Raw genomic sequence first — 17,654 nt, 5'->3', positions numbered from 1 at the left:
AAAATCTGGTAGTGTATGTTCCCGTTCAGATGTTCCACCAGTTGCCTGTCGGAGAATCCGGTGTATGCCTTCAGGACCATAAGGGCGATCTTTGCGGAAGGACTGAATATGTTCCTGCGTCCCAGGCGCCGGTCCGACAGGCCTGCGGCTTTTGCCATACATTCAAACGGAAAGACCGAATGAAGCTTGCCAAGCTCACTCTCATTAAAACTCTTGCGGTATTTTTCCAGAATATCAAATTCTGTAAAACCCAAAGTAGGGTGAATTTCTGAAATATTGTGTATCTTTGCCATATCTTATTAGTTTGGGTATTTCCCCCGTTTTGGCCGTCAAACCTTGTTTTCGGGGGAATACCTAAAGATACAAAAAAGCCAACTAATTCGCAATAATTTGTGTATGAATTAGTTGGCTAATTTTGTAATATTTAATGAATGTCCCTACTTATAACGGACTTTCTTTTGATGAGGAAGGTATGGATTATGATGCTCCGGACTTTGAGGATGTAATTGAAAGTGACAAGTGGAAGATGAAGTCAAAATCCTTCCGTGTATTTTTGAGTTTCAGATATTAGGATTCATCACAAAAAAACACAGGGTCTCACAGCTTTTGGGAATCCGGTAAGCATTACCCGCATCCGGAACAAAAGAAAACTCTGTGAGGCTCTGCGCTTTTTTTGTGGTGAAGGATAAGAAACCTACCGCTCGGTATAATCTCCGTTCTTTCTGATAAGTTCAATCAGCTTTTCTACGGCTTCCTCTTCGGGGATATTCTTTTCGATACACTCCTTTTTCTTATATAGGCTGATTTTGCCCCGTCCTGCACCTACATATCCGTAATCGGCATCGGCCATTTCACCGGGACCGTTGACTATGCAACCCATGATTCCGATTTTGAGTCCTTTCAGGTGTGATGTAGCTTGCTTGATGCGGGCAATGGTGCTTTCGAGGTCGTAGAGCGTACGGCCGCACCCCGGACAGGATATGTATTCGGTTTTGCTGGTACGGATGCGTCCTGCCTGCAGGATACCAAAAGCCGTGGTGTCTATAACCTTGTCGTCTATTGCCTTATCGCTTTCCTTGCCGGTTTGGTTGAAAAGGAAAATACCGTCGCAGAGCCCGTCGATGATGAGTGCTCCCATATCAGCAGCCGATTTGATTTGCAGATTTTCAGTTTCAGTCTCAGCGTAATGCTGGAAGAAGACAAGTGGATTCTTTAATCCTTCATTCATCAGTTGGTGCGCCAATGCACGGTATTCACCCAGTCTGTTGGGATGGTTGCTTTGTGCGACAAGTACCACTTCCGGGTGGTATTTCAGTCCGGCAATTACTTCGTCGTTCAATCCCATATAGGTGATAAACAGAAATTTCAGTGATGCGCTGCATCCGCTGATAAACGGCAGCTGTTCGCCTTTAAATGCAGGCCATGTGTTGGCTTGTCCTTCCCAAAGGTCGGCATCGATAATGTATTGTATGCCTTCGGTGGGAGATTCGGGCAATTGACGGCCCACGTATACATAGTCGGGCATAAACTGCGGATTGAAATCCATATTGCCGTCCAAGCGTGCGGCAACGACAACGGGAAGGTTTTCTCCGCCTATATTGCGCACGGCTGTCGTGGCTCTGCGTTCAGGAGACAAGTACTGGAATTCGGGAGCTACAGCACCCGGTATGTAAGGGTGGTTACGGCGTTGTACAATATAGTCCGCCAATTTCCGGGCAACAGGAATTTCTGCTTCGGGAGCTTCACTTAAAGATACGCGGATGGTATCGCCCAACCCGTCTGCCAGCAAAGCACCTATGCCTAAGGCCGATTTGATGCGTCCGTCCTCACCGTCACCGGCTTCCGTCACACCGAGGTGCAAGGGGAAGTGCATCCCTTCTTTCTCCATGATGTGGGCAAGCAAACGTACGGTTTTCACCATGATTACCGTATTGGATGCTTTGATGGAAATGACTACGTCCATGAATTGCTCCGCAACGCAGATTCTCAGAAACTCCATGCACGATTCTACCATGCCTTCGGGAGTGTCTCCATAGCGCGACATGATACGGTCGGATAACGAGCCGTGGTTCACACCGATACGGATAGCCGTGTGATTGGCCTTGCAGATATTCAGAAACGGGACGAAACGGTCGCGTATCTTCCGGAGTTCCTGTGCATATTCTTCATCGGTATACTCCAGATGCTTGAAAGTACGTGCGGAGTCTACGTAGTTGCCCGGGTTGATACGGACTTTTTCCGCATACTGCGCTGCCACATCTGCTACTTTCGGGTTGAAATGCACATCGGCCACCAATGGGGTCATGTAGCCGTCCTGACGTAAGGCTGCGTTGATATTCATCAGGTTTTCTGCTTCTTTGACACCTTGAGTGGTAAGACGTACGTATTCTCCACCGGCATCCACAATACGTTTGGCCTGTGCTACACACGCATCGGTATCTTGCGTGGAAGTGTTTGTCATACTTTGTATGCGGATAGGATTGGAGCCGCCCATAGGGGTGGCTCCGATATTCACTTCTGATGTTTCCCGTCGGGAATAATTGAATATATCCACGTTATTAGTGATTAATGGTCAGTGATTATCAATCACTTCTTTCAGTTTGTTTTATACTCGTATTTAACTTCTTTCAGGTCTTCGTTTGCTTTCACGATTTTCTTTTTCAGACCTTCTTTATAAGCAGTAAAGGCTTCTGCCAGTTCCTTGTCGCTCAATGCGAGCATTTGTACGGCAAGAATAGCTGCGTTCATTGCTCCGTTGATGGCTACGGTGGCCACAGGGATGCCCGGAGGCATCTGAATGATGGAATAAAGCGCATCCACTCCATCGAGTACGGAGCCTTTTATGGGCACGCCGATTACAGGCAGTGTGGTATTGGCTGCAATAACGCCGGGCAGGGCTGCTGCCATGCCGGCTGCCGCGATAATAACTTTAATTCCGCGTTTACGTGCCCCTTTGGCAAATTCTTCTACGGCTTCCGGAGTACGGTGGGCGGAGAGGGCGTTCATTTCGAACGGTACATGCAAATCGTTGAGCAACTGTGCGGCCTTTTCCATGACAGGAAGGTCGGAAGTACTGCCCATGATGATACTAACAATTGGAGACATATTATTTAAATTAGTGGTTAGTGATTAGCGTTTAGTGATTAGTGTTTAGTGATTAGGGATTGATGAGAAAAGATTTTAAAACAAATTATTACTGCTAATCATTACTCCTAATTACTAAACACTAATCACTAAACGCTAATTATTAATCAGTGCTTTGTATGCTTCTGCATCCAGCAGTCTGCCGAAATCAGCATCGGCAGCGGGTTTGATTTTGATGAGCCAGCCTTCGCCATACGGGTCTTTGTTAACCAGTTCGGGCTGCTCTTCCAATGCTTCGTTTTGTTCCAGCACTTCTCCGGCAACGGGCAGGAAAAGGTCGGAAATGGTTTTTACTACTTCGATGGTGCCGAATACTTCATCGGCTGCCAATGTTTCGCCTACGGTTTGGATGTCGACAAATACGATATCTCCCAATTGTTCTTGGGCGTAATCGGTAATTCCTACATAAGCTACATCTCCTTCGAGACGAATCCATTCATGTTCTTTCGTGTACTTTACATCATTAGGAAAATTCATAATCGTTAGTTTTAAGAGTTAATATTTGATATTTAAAATAAGAATATGCTGAATAGACGGAGTAACAGTTTGCTGAGCGGATGAAGTACCAGCAAGGTACAAATCAGTCCTACGGCAAATCCGCCCATTACCTCACCGAGCGTATGGTGTTGCAGGATAATCCGTGCCGTGCCCAATACGCCTGCTACGAGAATGAATATACACAGCCAGCCCACCGGATTGTATCCGAACAGGGCACTGAAAGCAACCAGCCCACCTATTATGGCACCGGCTCCCGCCATGTGTTCGCTGAGCTTCCATTTCAGGTTGACAATGACACAGATAATCATCACGATAAGAGAGGCAAAGATAATTCCTGTCATATACCAGGGGATGTTCAGCCGGTGCATCATGAGCAGGCAGAACACATAGGAAGTGATGGTCAGGATGAAAGGCACATATCTCCGTTTCCGTTCCGTTAAATCCTCAGGAGTGAATCCGTTGATTTTGCGAAAGAGGAAAATGGTCAGTGTGGGCATAAGGATTGTAAAACAATATACCACGCCCAATACAATCAACTTGTATTGCAGGGGCATGATTCGCAGGTATGAGAATACGAACAGAATCAGAAATGCCATGAAAGGTATGGAGAATGGTGTAAATATCATCGAAATTACCCTGGCTGTCCTGATAAGGTTTTTATCTGCTATAATATGTTGTTCTATTGCCATTTTTTTATTTTTGCATTATCACTCTACCGTTTGGATTGCCTTGTGCCGTTTCTATTTCCTCAGCCTTGCTACCGGAATGTTTAATTGCTGGCGGTATTTGGCTACGGTGCGGCGGGCAATGGGGTATCCTTTCTCTTTCAATATCTCGGTCAGCTCGTCATCGGTATAGGGTTTCTTCCTGTCCTCGTTGTCGATGCATTCCTTGAGTATTTTCCGTATCTCCCGGACTGACATTTCTTCGCCGTCTTCCGTAACATATCCATCGTTAAAGAAGAACTTCAGCGGGTAGATGCCGTAGTTGGTCTGTACATATTTGCTGTTGCTGACGCGGGAGATGGTTGAGATGTCGAGTCCTGTGCGCTCGGCAACGTCTTTCAATATCATGGGGCGAAGCAATGACTCGTCACCGTCGAGAAAGAAAGGACGTTGCAGGTCGATGATGGCCTGCATGGTAGTCATCAGGGTATTCTGCCGTTGCTTGACGGCATCGATAAATCCCTGAGCTGCATCCATTTTCTGTTTCAGGAACATCATGGCCTCTTTGGATTCCTTGGACTGGTTTGCCTTGTTCTTGGTGTGTTCCTCTACCATTTCGGTGAAATCGCGGCTCATGCGCAGTTCGGGAACATTCCGGTTGTTGAGCGACAGGTTGATAGTGCCGTCGTCATAGGTATCCACAATAAAATCGGGTACGATTTGTTGCAGGTTCTTGCCGATAGTTTCACCCAAAGACGCTCCCGGACGCGGATTCAGTTTGCAGATTTCTTTTATGGCTTGCTGGAAAGCATCTTCTTCCAGTCTGAGTTTCTGTTGTATTTTGTCCCAATGCTTACGGGTGAAATCCTCGTAGCATTCGGAAATGATTGCTTCTTCAATATAAAGGATCGGATTGGGAGTGAAGTGCTGCTGTTCTATCTTGCGCCGTATCTGGATGAGAAGGCATTCCTGCAAGTTGCGGGCTCCCAATCCGGCAGGGTCGAAATCCTGAATGATTCTCAATGCTTCTTCCAGTTCTCCGGTAGTGGCTTCGATGCCGGCATAAATGGCAAGCTCATCGCTGATACTGTCCAGTGATTTGCGCAGCAGCCCGTCGTCGTCCAATGAGCCGATGAGATATTCGGCCAGTTCACGCTGGTGTTCGGTAAGGTTGCGCTCACCCAGTTGTTCTTTCAGGGTTTCATAGAAGGAAGTCGTATCGGAGAAAGGTATCTCTTCGGCTTGTTCTCCCTTGCTGTGGTTGTTTTCCTGTAATTTATAGTCGGGTATGTCATCCTCGTTGAGATAGTCGCTCAGAGAATCGTAATCGGTATCTCCACCATCTTCTGCATTGGAGTCTGCATCGGGGGTATTGGAATATTCATCACCGGATGTATCATCTTTTCCCTCTTCCAGTGCCGGATTTTCCAGAAGTTCGGCACGTACGCGGTCTTCCAGCTCTATTGCCGGAAGTTCCAACAGCTTTACTACCAGAATCTGTTGTGGTGACAGCGTCTGTATCTGCTGCTGCGCTTGGGTTTGTATCTGTCGGGAGCCTTGTGCCATAAGTTACATTATTTATCCGCTGCAAAGATAAGTTTTATCTTCGCACTTTTTGCAAAAATAGTGAATAGTTCGGGAACGAAAAATCTTCTTCTGTTATATTTAACAAGAAAGCTGCGGTTCGGTTGTTTTTTCTTGTTGGGTTGTAAGTCAGTATTTCCTGATTTTCCTTATCCTTTCAAATATTCTCTTTATCTTTGTGGTATAACAACTAAAACTATGAACATTATGTTTGCTAAAGAAACGTATATACAGCGTCGGGCCCTGTTGAAGAAAAATATAGGCTCAGGAGTGTTGCTGTTTTTGGGTAATGACGAACAAGGACTGCATTATGAGGACAATACTTTCCGTTATCGTCAGGATTCTACCTTCTTGTATTATTTCGGTTTGTCGTTTGCCGGTTTGTCGGTGATTATCGATATTGATGAGGACAAGGAGATTATATTTGGCGATGAACTTACGATTGACCATATCGTATGGATGGGAACGCAGCCTACCCTGAAAGAGAAAAGCGGGCGTGTGGGCATAACGGAAGTAATGCCTTCTGCCGAAATCATGAACTATCTGCATAAAGCAGTGCGCAAGGGACAGACAGTGCATTACCTGCCTCCCTACAGGGCGGAGCATAAATTGAAACTGATGGAGTGGTTGGGCATTCCGCCTGCACGCCAGGAAGGTTCTGTTCCATTTATCCGTGCAATTGTGGCACAACGCAGTTATAAGTCTGCCGAAGAAGTAGAAGAGATAGAAAAGGCATGTAATGTGACGGCTGATATGCACATTACGGCTATGAAAGTACTTCGTCCGGGTATGTACGAATACGAAGTCGTAGCAGAAATGAACCGGGTGGCCGAATCCAATAATTGCGAGCTTTCTTTTGCAACGATTGCCACTGTCAACGGACAGACTTTGCACAATCATTATCATGGCAATAAGGTGAAGCCGGGAGATTTATTCCTGATTGATGCCGGTGCGGAAGTAGAGTCGGGTTATGCGGGCGATATGTCCTCTACCGTTCCTGCCGATAAAACGTTTACCCCTCGTCAGCGGGCTGTTTATGAAATTCAGAATGCAATGCATCTGGAGGCTGTCAAAGCGCTTCGTCCGGGTATTCCTTATATGGATGTTTACGACCTTTCCGCCCGCGTAATGGTAGAGGGAATGAAAGAACTCGGTTTGATGAAAGGCAATGCCGAAGATGCTGTACGCGAAGGCGCACATGCCTTGTTCTATCCTCATGGTTTGGGGCATATGATGGGGCTGGATGTGCATGATATGGAAAACCTCGGCGAGATTTGGGTCGGTTACAACGGTCAGCCTAAGAGTACGCAGTTCGGTCGTAAGAGCCAGCGTCTTGCCATTCCTCTGGAACCGGGTTTTGTACATACCGTTGAGCCGGGCATTTACTTTATCCCCGAACTGATAGACCTTTGGAAAGGAGAGAAGAAGTTTAAAGACTTTATCAATTATGATAAAGTGGAAGAATACCGCAACTTCGGAGGTATCCGCAATGAAGAAGACTATCTGATAACGGAAACCGGTGCACGCCGTTTAGGCAAAAAGATTCCGCTGACACCGGAAGAAGTGGAAGCGTTGAGATAGTTAAAGATAACTGAGAGTTGAAAATTACCGTGCAGCATAATGGCGGCACTCATTTTCAACTCTCAATTTTTTAATTCTCATTTTTTTAAGTGTGTAGCTCCAATACAAACCGTGTGCCTTTCGCATAGCTACTGTCCAATGTAAGGCTGCCATCCATTTTGGCGGCAATCAGCGCGCAGATGGGTAATCCCAGACCATCGCCCTGCGTCAGGTCTTTTACTTCGGTGAAAGGCTTGAATATGTTTTCGCGCTGTTCTTCGGCGATGCCGCAGCCTGTATCGCTTATGATGAACTGATGTGTATGAGCGCCGCGTTTTTTGAAGTCCAGCCCTATTTTTCCGCCGGCGGGGGTGTATTCGGCCGCGTTTTCAAGCAAATGCAGTAAGATGCGTTCCAGGTGTTCCGGATTAATCTTTATGTTCAGTTTGGGAGCATTGACAATGAGGGATACATTTTCCTGTACTTTGCCGCGTATTTTGTTCATAACGTTTTCACAGAAGGCCGAAATATTCTCTTCTTGCATTTCATACGGTTCTGATAGGCTGTTTTCCAGTTCGGACAGCTCTTGTATGTGAGCAGAGAAAGTACGCAATGCCTGTACGCCGGGCAGCTTCGGGTCGAGAGTGGCCAGTGTAGGCTCCATTTGGGCGGAGATATTTTGGATGAATTCGGTCTTCAGTTCATTGTGTTCGTTGGCAATGCCGATTGCTTTCTTTTGTTTGCGTGTCAGTAGGATGAAGCGTAGTAATATGATGGCTCCTGCCACTAATGCTGCCGCTAAAATGGCTGCCAGGACGCAAAGACCGGTGATGATATGCTGTTTGGAGGAAAGAGAGTCGTCTTTTTCCTGAATGATAGTCAGACTTTCATTATATTTCTTTTTCAATGCATTCAATTCTTTCTGTGCAGTGAGTGCTTTAACAGAATCTGTCCAGGTAATGTATTTGTCGTAAGTACGCGCCATTAATTCTGTATCGTTTGCCCGAAGGGCAATGTTTATGAGATTTTGATAGCATTCATCCGCTTTGGCGTAGCTCTTTTGTTGCTTATACTGTTCTATCAGTTTCTTGAAAGCTGTATCTCCCTGCGAATTCATGCCGAAAGTGTAGTAATAGCTGGCTTGGGTATACAGAAAGTCGTTGCTTAGAGAGTCATTTTGGGCAGCTTTGGCTGTTTCTTCCAGTCTGTTTAACTGTTCTTTGGCACGGGTGGGGTTTTTGAGGCTGATGTACATTTGCAGACGTTCTTTGTTGATGCGGAAACGTAAATCAGGAAAGTCCTTTTTGAGTTTTTGTTCGCCGGTTCTCACCAGCAGTTCGGCATTGCGCAGCAGTTCGAATGCTTCTTTATAATAATTCTCCCGGTGATAGAGGGCGCTGGCATTTACACCGCATTTTACAGCCTGGGCATAGTTTTCTTGCGTGGCGAAGGCATTGTAAGCCTGTAAAAAGAGATAGCGTGCCTTGATGTATTCTTTCTTTGCCAGATTTTCCTGTGCCTGTTTCATCAGTTCATCAGCGCGGTTTTGTGCAAATGTTTGGGTACACAGGCAAAGGAGAACCGCAAGAAATATGGGAATGCTTTTTTTCATTATAACCGGATTTGTTTTGTTTGCCTACAAAGTTAAAGTTTTCTTAGTCTGTTGTATGCGGATGTTTGTAATTCCCTGTCAGAATTAACAGAATGTTTGGTATGGCAGGAATTTTTGTCCGGACCGAAGCTGTTTGCCGGTTCCGGACAAAGAGATTGTTTGGGTGTCGGGTTAGTATTTGAAACTACTGCCGCCTAAGAACTCCCTGAGTAGGGATGTCGGCGGAATTTCCTTATCTTGTACCGGAGTGAAGTATTTGATGAACTTCATAAGCCGGTAGGCCTCGGCGTATTCCGGACAGTTGCGCGGTACGCTGGTAAGGATAGGTTCTGCATGGCAACGCAGTACGGCAAATTCAAACAAGAGGGCGGAATTGAACATGACATCGGCATTTTCCTGGTAGGGGAATATCCATTTGTCTTCACCGGCACGTACGCTAGGCCAGCGCGAAATGGTTTCTTGTGCTGAATATCCCCGATAGTTGAAGTCGCGGATGATGCGGCGCAACAGGCGGTTGTCCGTAGTAGGAATCCAGTTGTGATCGTCCAGTGAGATGGTGGTCAGTGCAGATACATAAATTTTGTATTTGTTTTCGGCAGGAATCTGCGGAGTGAGCTCCGGATTCAGGGCATGGATTCCTTCCAATATAAGAATGGTGTGCTCGTCAATGCGCAGTTTGTCTCCCTTGTATTCTTTTTTGCCCAATGTGAAGTTGAATCGGGGAAGTTCCACTTCTTCTCCCCGTAGCAAAGCTTGCAATTGATTGTTGAACAGCTCAAGGTCGAGGGCGTAGAGAGATTCGTAGTCATAATTGCCGTTTTCGTCCAGCGGGGTGTCTTCCCTGTCTACAAAATAATTGTCCAGAGAAATGGGGTAGGGGCGCAGGCCGTTGGTCATCAGTTGCACCGAAAGCCGTTTGCTGAAAGTTGTTTTTCCGGACGAAGAAGGGCCGGAGATCAATACGAGCTTTACGCGGTCGCCGTTCTCTCCCCGGTGATAGATTTCATCGGCAATCTGAGCAATCTTTTTCTCCTGAAGGGCTTCTGCTACGTTAATGAGGTCGGTTGCATGTCCGGCTTCACATGCCAGATTGAAGTCGCCTACATTGCTTAGCCCCATGATGTAGTTCCAATGCAGATGTTCCTTGAATACATCAAGCATCTTTTCCTGTTTTACCACTTCTTCCAGTACGGTCGGGTTTTCTTTGTTGGGGATACGCAGCAGCAGACCGTCATAATATTTTACGATGTCGAACAGCTTGATAAAACCTGTGCTGGGCAACAGATTACCATAATAGTAATCTACCGTATCTCCCAATGTATAATAATAGGTGTATATAGAGCCGGAGGTTTCCAACAGCTTTACCTTATCGTTCATTCCCCGTTCGCTGAATACCCGTACGGCTTCGGTGGTATGGCATTCGGTACGGCGGAAAGGGATGTCCTCGGCTATGATTTCCTGCATCCGCTTCTTGATTGCCGACACGTCTTCCAGCTCAATAGGACGTCCGATGCGGAGATTGCAGAAATAGCCCTTGGATACGGGATGCTCTACAAACAGCTTCCCTTCCGGGAACAATTCGCTGACAGCCTTATATAGGATAAAACAAAGTGAGCGGACATACGTACGCATGCCGGAGGAATCCCGTACATCCAGAAATTCCACATCTTTATTATTATATACCCGGAAATTCAGCCCTTCGGAACGGTTATTTACTTTGGCGCTGACCACTTGATAGGGGAAATTAAGATTAAAACCGTAATAAATATCCAAAAGTGAGCTCCCTATAGGGAATTCTTTATAAATATTATTATTTTTGCAACAAATTTGTAACATATGTTTCATGGTGTCTTTTTTTGAGATTATTAATACGCTAAATATAGGACATTATAACAAATGGTACAATGAAACACTTTAACTAATTAAAGATGGAATATTCTTTTTATGATTTTTTAAAGCTGCTTGGCTCATTGGCATTGTTCCTCTACGGAATGAAAATTATGAGTGAGGGACTTCAAAAATTCGCCGGCGACCGCTTGCGGAAGATTTTAACCGCTATGACGACCAACCGGGTGACCGGCGTTCTGACAGGTGTGCTTATAACAGCGCTTATCCAGTCCTCTTCTGCAACTACGGTTATGGTAGTGAGTTTTGTCAACGCCGGGTTGCTGACCCTGTCACAATCTATAGGTGTTATTATGGGGGCCAATATCGGTACTACTGTTACTGCCTGGATTATTTCAGCATTAGGTTTTAAAGTCGACATAGCTGCTTTTGCCCTTCCTCTCTTAGCCTTTGGCATTCCTCTCCTCTTCTCTCAAAAAAGTAATCGCAAATCCATCGGTGAATTTATTTTCGGTTTCTCTTTCCTGTTTATGGGGCTTTCTTATTTGAAGAACAATGCACCCGATTTGAGCCAGAATCCGGAAATGCTGGCTTTTGTGCAGGACTATACCGATATGGGGTATATATCCGTACTGCTTTTTGTGCTTATAGGAACGGTACTGACCATGATTGTGCAGGCCTCTGCTGCAACGATGGCGATTACGCTTATCATGTGTGCGAATGGTTGGATTAGCTTCGAACTGGGAGCGGCACTTGTTCTGGGTGAGAATATAGGAACAACCATAACAGCCAATCTTGCGGCGCTTACCGGTAATACGCAGGCCAGGAGGGCTGCATTGGCGCATCTGGTATTCAATGTGTTCGGCGTTATATGGGTGTTATGCCTGTTTGTTCCTTTTACGCAGGGAGTATCATGGTTTGTGGAAAATATAATGGGAACCAAAGATCCTGCCGTTGCCGTTTCCTTTAAGCTGTCGGCTTTCCATACTTGTTTCAATATCTGCAATGTGTTGATATTGATATGGTTCGTGAAGTTTATAGAGCGTACGGTCTGCGCTATTATTCCGCAGAAGGAACAGGACGAGGAATACCGTCTGCGCTTTATTACGGGCGGTATGCTTTCTACGGCGGAGCTTTCCATTCTGCAGGCAAGCAAGGAGATTCATCTGTTTGCCGAACGTACGCATCGTATGTTCGGTATGGTACGCGACCTGTTGCATACCGAGAAAGATGACGATTTCAATAAGCTGTTCAGTCGGATAGAAAAGTACGAAAATATCAGCGACAGCATGGAACTGGAGATTGCCAATTATCTGAATCAGGTGTCGGAAGGACGGTTAAGTTCTGAAAGTAAGCTGCAAATCCGGGCCATGCTGCGCGAAGTGACGGAGATAGAAAGTATCGGTGACAGTTGTTATAATCTGGCACGTACCATCAATCGCAAGCGTCAGACCAATCAGGAGTTCACAGAAAAGCAATATGAGCATATCCATTTCATGATGAAGCTGACCGATGATGCTCTCGGGCAGATGATTGTGGTGGTGGAACGTTCGGATCATCAAGGCATTGATGTGAACAAGTCGTTTAATATCGAGAATGAAATCAACAATTACCGCAACCAGTTGAAGAATCAGAATATCCTTGATGTCAATAACAAGGAATATGATTACCAGATGGGAGTCTACTATATGGATATCATTGCCGAATGTGAAAAGTTGGGCGATTACGTTGTCAATGTAGTAGAAGCCAGCAGCGATATAAAAGAAAAGAAAGCGTCTTAGGACGCTTTCTCAAATTCATCTTTGCCTACTCCGCACAGGGGGCAAACCCAATCGGCAGGGAGGTCCTCAAAGGATGTTCCCGGTTCTATTCCGTTTTCCGGATCTCCTAATTCCGGGTCATAAACATATTCGCAAATAGTGCAGATGTACTTTTCCATAATTGTCTTGTATTTAAATTTCTTCTTTAAGAACAATTGGATTTCCCTTTTTGTTTTCCGTTCGGGCAGAAAAAGATGTTTTTGTTAGTAGGCTCTTGAAGTAAGTTTCTATGGAAGTGGCTGGCAGATGTTCATAGAAAGGAAAAAGGCCGGATTTGTAAAACCTATAAAAAGATTTAATAACATTCTCTATACAAATTATTGTTGTATTTTTGCAATTCAATTTAAACCTAACGAATTGCATGACTGCAACAAAGGATGATTTGTATCACGTCGGACTTACTGACGATGAAGTACGGAAGAGCCGTACCGAGCATGGTGTAAACCTGTTGACGCCTCCGAAGCGCCCGTCTTTGTGGAAACTTTATCTGGAAAAGTTTGAAGACCCCGTAGTAAGAGTATTGCTGGTGGCCGCTTTCTTCTCTTTGATTATTTCCATAGTGGAGAACGAATATGCCGAAACAATCGGTATCATAGCTGCTATTTTACTGGCTACGGGCATTGGTTTCTTTTTTGAATACGACGCCAATAAAAAGTTTGATTTACTGAATGCAGTGAACGAGGAAACTTTGGTAAAGGTGATTCGTAACGGACACGTACAGGAGGTTCCCCGTAAGGATGTGGTGGTAGGAGATATTGTTATATTGGAAACCGGTGAGGAAATTCCCGCAGACGGTGAATTGCTGGAAGCCGTTTCTTTACAGATAAATGAATCTAATCTTACGGGTGAGCCTGTTGTGACCAAAACTACTGTAGAGGCGGATTTTGATGAAGAAGCCACTTATGCTTCCAATCGTGTGATGCGCGGTACAACAGTGGTCGACGGACACGGAGTTATGCGTGTAGAGTTTGTGGGTGACGCCACGGAGATCGGAAAAGTTGCCCGCCAGAGTACCGAGCAAACGACCGAGCCTACTCCGTTGAATATCCAGCTTACAAAACTTGCCAACCTCATAGGGAAAATCGGCTTTTCGGTAGCCGGTCTTGCATTCGCTATCTTCTTTATAAAGGATGTTGTCCTGGTTTATGATTTTGCCTCATTCCATACTTTTGAACAATGGCTGCCTGCTTTGAAAGCTACTTTGCAGTACTTTATGATGGCAGTAACCTTGATTGTCGTTGCCGTTCCCGAAGGCCTGCCCATGAGTGTGACACTCAGTCTGGCACTGAATATGCGCCGCATGCTTTCCACCAATAATCTGGTGCGGAAGATGCACGCCTGCGAAACAATGGGGGCAATTACCGTTATCTGTACGGACAAGACGGGTACGCTGACACAAAACCTGATGCAGGTGTATGAACCGAATTTCTACGGATTGAAGGACGGAAAGGAAATAGGAGAAGATGATTTGAGTAAATTGGTAATGGAAGGTATCAGTGCCAATTCTACAGCTTTTCTGGAGGAAACGACTCCGGAAGAGAAGCCCAAAGGCGTGGGTAATCCTACGGAGGTAGCTTTATTGTTGTGGCTCAATAGCCAGCAGCGTAATTATCTGGAGTTGAGAGAGGGCGTGAAGGTGCTTGACCAGTTGACTTTCTCTACCGAACGGAAGTTTATGGCAACATTGGTACACTCTCCTCTGATTGGGAAGAAAATACTTTATGTAAAGGGTGCTCCCGAAATTGTATTGGGCAAATGTAAGGATGTGCTTCTGGATGGCAAGCGGGTGGATGCGGTAGAATATCGTTCTACGGTAGAGACTCAGTTGCTGAACTATCAGAACATGGCGATGCGTACGCTTGGTTTTGCCTATAAGGTAGTAGACGATACGGAACCGGCCGACTGTGTGGCATTGGTTGCAGAAAACGATTTGTCTTTCCTCGGCGTTGTGGCCATCAGTGACCCTATACGTCCGGATGTGCCTGCGGCAGTTGCAAAATGTCAGTCGGCAGGTATCGGCGTAAAGATAGTAACGGGAGATACGCCGGGTACGGCAACCGAAATTGCGCGGCAGATAGGTTTGTGGAAACCGGAAGATACGGAACGTAACCGTATCACGGGTGCTGCCTTTGCCGAACTGACGGACGAAGAGGCGCTCGACCGGGTGCTGGACTTGAAGATTATGTCGCGTGCCCGTCCTACCGATAAGCAACGTCTTGTTCAGCTACTGCAACAGAAAGGCGCGGTGGTAGCCGTGACGGGTGACGGAACCAATGATGCTCCGGCCTTGAACCATGCACAGGTGGGGTTGTCTATGGGAACGGGAACATCTGTGGCGAAAGAAGCAAGTGACATCACGCTGTTGGACGACTCTTTCAACAGTATCGGTACGGCCGTGATGTGGGGGCGTTCATTGTATAAGAATATCCAGCGCTTCATCGTATTCCAGTTGACGATTAACTTCGTGGCACTGTTCATTGTGCTGTTGGGTTCATTGGTGGGTACTGAATTGCCGTTGACCGTAACGCAGATGCTGTGGGTGAACCTGATTATGGATACCTTTGCCGCTTTGGCCTTGGCGTCTATCCCGCCCAGTGAGAGTGTCATGAAAGAGAAACCCCGCAAAAGTACGGATTTCATTATAACCAAATCCATGCGGAATTATATACTTGGCATGGGAGTGGTTTTCCTGGCATTGCTTATGGGCATGTTGTTCCGGTTTAACAATGAAGAAGGCGGTATGACGGTACAACGCCTTACAATCTTCTTCACTTTCTTCGTTATGCTGCAATTCTGGAATCTGTTCAATGCGAGAGTGTTTGGAACATCGGACTCCGCTTTTAAGGGAATATCCAAATCTTACGGCATGGAGTTGGTGGTACTTGCCATTCTGGGCGGTCAGTTTGTCATCGTACAGTTCGGTGGGGCTGTATTCCGTACGGAGCCGCTTGATTTTACGACATGGATGATAATCATTGCTTCTACTTCTTTGGTATTATGGGTGGGCGAAGGTATTCGCCTTGTCCGACGTCTAATGCAAAAATGAGATAATGAAAAGAAAAGGAATTAAAAACCTTATAGTAGACTTTGGCGGTGTGCTGATTGATTTAGACCGCCAACGTTGTTTGGAGAACTTTAGAGAATTGGGGTTGCCGGATGTAGAACACACCCTCGACCTATATCACCAGCAGGATTTTTTCCAGCAATATGAGAGAGGCCTTATTTCCAGTGCCGATTTTCGGAATGTGATACGGGAAAAGATAGGAAAAGACATTGACGATGCCCGGATTGATGCTGCATGGAACAGCTTTTTGGTGAGCATACCGACCTATAAACTGGATTTATTGCTGGCCCTGCGTAAGGACTATGTGGTATATCTGTTGAGCAATACCAACGAAATCCATTGGAAATGGTCCTGCGAACATGCTTTTCCCTATAAGACATTCCGCGTAGAAGATTATTTCGAACATATTTTTCTTTCTTATGAAATGAAGATGGCGAAGCCCGATGAAGAAATCTTCCGCAAAGTGCTGGATGATGCGGGGCTGGATCCGAAAGAAACTTTCTTTATCGATGATTCGGAAGCCAATTGTATGACTGCCCGGTCATTAGGTATTTCCACTTATGTTCCGAAAGCCGGTGAAGACTGGAGCCATTTATTTAAATGAACCAAACCGCATGAGGTGAGTATGCAACTATGTACCGGAACATCTGGTAATGAACTCCTGCCTAATGTAGCCACTATCGGCTTTTTTGACGGAGTGCATCGGGGACATCGGTTCCTGATAGAACAGGTGTGTAAAGTTGCGGCTGAACGTGGGCTTGCTTCATCGGTAATTACTTTTCCGGTTCATCCCCGCAAAGTGATGCAACCCGATTTTCGCCCTGAGCTGCTTACTACTTGCGATGAGAAAGTGTCTCTGCTTGCCGGTACCGGGATAGATTATTGCATCATGCTCGACTTTACACTTGATTTGGCGTGCCTGTCGGCCAAACAATTTATGGCTATATTAAAGCAAGATTACCGGGTGCAGGTTTTAGTGATAGGTTACGACCACCGTTTCGGGCATAATCGGAGCGAAGGATTTGAGGATTATGTGCGTTATGGACAGGAGTTGGGAATAGAAGTGCTATTGGCACAGGCTTATTACACCGATGCAATGACGGTCAGTTCTTCAGCTATCCGCCGCCTTTTACTGCAAGGAAATGTTTCGGAGGCGGCAAACTGCTTGGGCTATCAATTTTTTTTGGACGGTACGGTTGTGAACGGTTACCGCGTTGGACGTAAGATAGGTTTTCCAACTGCTAATCTGCGCATCGGCGATTGTGAAAAACTGGTTCCGGCTGACGGGGTGTATGCCGTTTATGTTTTCCTTGGCGGGGAAAAGCATGCGGGGATGTTGAGTATCGGCTACCGCCCGACATTGAATAATGGCATAGACCGTAGCATTGAGGTGCATATCTTTAATTTTGATGCTGATATTTACAATCAACCCATGCGATTGGCCTTCGTTTGTCGCACTCGTCCGGAACTGAAGTTCGATTCCATAGACGAACTGATAGCACAGCTCCATAAGGACGAGGCTGAAATCACTGCCATCCTTTCATAACACTGCTTTTCAGGTTTTCATTATTGAGCCCTTTCTTGTATATTTATTGAAAAACATATCTTTTTTATTGTTTTTCGATAAAAATATGCTGTTTCTCTTTGTCTTTTCAGAAAAAGCTCTTTTATTTGCATATCGAAAAACGATAAATTCTTATTGAGAAACAGAATAGGTAGATAAGAATAAGTGCTGATTATAAAAAGTCTACGGTTATGAAGAGAGCTTTTATGAGTATTACATTGCTGGTACTGTCACTTTCTATGGTGATGATGTTGTTAATGGGAGTTGCTGCGGCGGCTTGACGGGTTTGCAGGAAAAT

The 17,654-nt window shown here is 45.6% G+C and carries 14 protein-coding genes and 1 pseudogene; 6 read left to right on the top strand and 9 right to left on the bottom strand.

Annotated features, from left to right (window positions below; all coding sequences use genetic code 11):
• A pseudogene (locus H8S52_RS07555) lies at positions 1-293 on the bottom strand (DDE transposase); the annotation flags it as partial.
• 134 nt (positions 294-427) lie between these two features.
• Here H8S52_RS07555 and H8S52_RS07550 point away from each other — a divergent pair.
• Positions 428-571, top strand: a complete 144-nt coding sequence (locus H8S52_RS07550) for a hypothetical protein (RefSeq protein WP_186909564.1) — start codon at positions 428-430, stop codon at positions 569-571.
• 123 nt (positions 572-694) lie between these two features.
• Here the strand turns inward: H8S52_RS07550 and H8S52_RS07545 are convergent, their stop codons facing one another.
• The 5 genes from H8S52_RS07545 to rpoN form a co-directional block, all read right to left on the bottom strand.
• A complete protein-coding gene (locus H8S52_RS07545) occupies positions 695-2,554 on the bottom strand; it encodes a 4-hydroxy-3-methylbut-2-en-1-yl diphosphate synthase (RefSeq protein WP_016660838.1) in 1,860 nt (619 codons plus the stop codon).
• A gap of 41 nt (positions 2,555-2,595) precedes the next feature.
• Positions 2,596-3,105 (bottom strand): 5-(carboxyamino)imidazole ribonucleotide mutase, encoded by a 510-nt coding sequence (gene purE, locus H8S52_RS07540; RefSeq protein WP_005655343.1) that lies wholly within the window; start codon positions 3,103-3,105, stop codon positions 2,596-2,598.
• Positions 3,106-3,240: 135 nt separating this feature from the next.
• Positions 3,241-3,621, bottom strand: a complete 381-nt coding sequence (gene gcvH / locus H8S52_RS07535; protein WP_005655342.1) for a glycine cleavage system protein GcvH — start codon at positions 3,619-3,621, stop codon at positions 3,241-3,243.
• A gap of 32 nt (positions 3,622-3,653) precedes the next feature.
• Positions 3,654-4,331 carry a hypothetical protein gene (locus H8S52_RS07530; protein ID WP_186909559.1) on the bottom strand — a complete coding sequence of 226 codons (678 nt, stop codon included), beginning with the start codon at positions 4,329-4,331 and terminating at the stop codon, positions 3,654-3,656.
• 51 nt (positions 4,332-4,382) lie between these two features.
• Complete coding sequence (gene rpoN, locus H8S52_RS07525; protein WP_186909558.1) at positions 4,383-5,873, bottom strand: RNA polymerase factor sigma-54; 1,491 nt, start codon at positions 5,871-5,873, stop codon at positions 4,383-4,385.
• Between the two features lie 225 nt (positions 5,874-6,098).
• On the opposite strand from rpoN, the gene H8S52_RS07520 reads away from it, so the two are divergent.
• A complete protein-coding gene (locus tag H8S52_RS07520; RefSeq protein ID WP_186909563.1) occupies positions 6,099-7,472 on the top strand; it encodes an aminopeptidase P family protein in 1,374 nt (457 codons plus the stop codon).
• A gap of 85 nt (positions 7,473-7,557) precedes the next feature.
• On the opposite strand, the gene H8S52_RS07515 is transcribed toward H8S52_RS07520, so the two are convergent.
• Complete coding sequence (locus tag H8S52_RS07515; protein ID WP_186909557.1) at positions 7,558-9,063, bottom strand: HAMP domain-containing sensor histidine kinase; 1,506 nt, start codon at positions 9,061-9,063, stop codon at positions 7,558-7,560.
• Positions 9,064-9,234: 171 nt separating this feature from the next.
• Complete coding sequence (locus H8S52_RS07510) at positions 9,235-10,908, bottom strand: nucleoside kinase (protein WP_005655334.1); 1,674 nt, start codon at positions 10,906-10,908, stop codon at positions 9,235-9,237.
• Between the two features lie 83 nt (positions 10,909-10,991).
• Here H8S52_RS07510 and H8S52_RS07505 point away from each other — a divergent pair, with 83 nt between their 5' ends.
• The gene (locus H8S52_RS07505; RefSeq protein WP_005655333.1) at positions 10,992-12,689 is read left to right on the top strand and encodes a Na/Pi cotransporter family protein; all 1,698 of its coding nucleotides are present in this window, start codon (positions 10,992-10,994) and stop codon (positions 12,687-12,689) included.
• Here the strand turns inward: H8S52_RS07505 and rd are convergent.
• A complete protein-coding gene (gene rd, locus H8S52_RS07500) occupies positions 12,686-12,847 on the bottom strand; it encodes a rubredoxin (protein ID WP_005655332.1) in 162 nt (53 codons plus the stop codon). The two genes, H8S52_RS07505 and rd, sit on opposite strands and share 4 nt — an antisense overlap.
• 242 nt (positions 12,848-13,089) lie before the next feature.
• Between rd and H8S52_RS07495 the strand changes: the two genes are divergently transcribed.
• From H8S52_RS07495 to H8S52_RS07485, 3 genes are read left to right on the top strand one after another with little or no spacing between them, the layout of a single operon-like run.
• Positions 13,090-15,774, top strand: coding sequence for a calcium-translocating P-type ATPase, PMCA-type (locus H8S52_RS07495; protein WP_186909556.1), 2,685 nt, complete (start codon positions 13,090-13,092; stop codon positions 15,772-15,774).
• Positions 15,775-15,778: 4 nt separating this feature from the next.
• Complete coding sequence (locus tag H8S52_RS07490) at positions 15,779-16,396, top strand: HAD family phosphatase (RefSeq protein ID WP_186909555.1); 618 nt, start codon at positions 15,779-15,781, stop codon at positions 16,394-16,396.
• 21 nt (positions 16,397-16,417) lie between these two features.
• Positions 16,418-17,338: a bifunctional riboflavin kinase/FAD synthetase gene (locus H8S52_RS07485; protein ID WP_186909562.1), complete on the top strand. Its 921-nt coding sequence runs from the start codon at positions 16,418-16,420 to the stop codon at positions 17,336-17,338.
• Positions 17,339-17,654 lie beyond the last annotated feature (316 nt).

Origin of the sequence: Bacteroides sp. NSJ-48, assembly GCF_014287405.1 — a bacterium.
GTDB lineage: Bacteria > Bacteroidota > Bacteroidia > Bacteroidales > Bacteroidaceae > Bacteroides > Bacteroides stercoris.
This window is presented reverse-complemented; position numbering and strand designations above follow the sequence as displayed.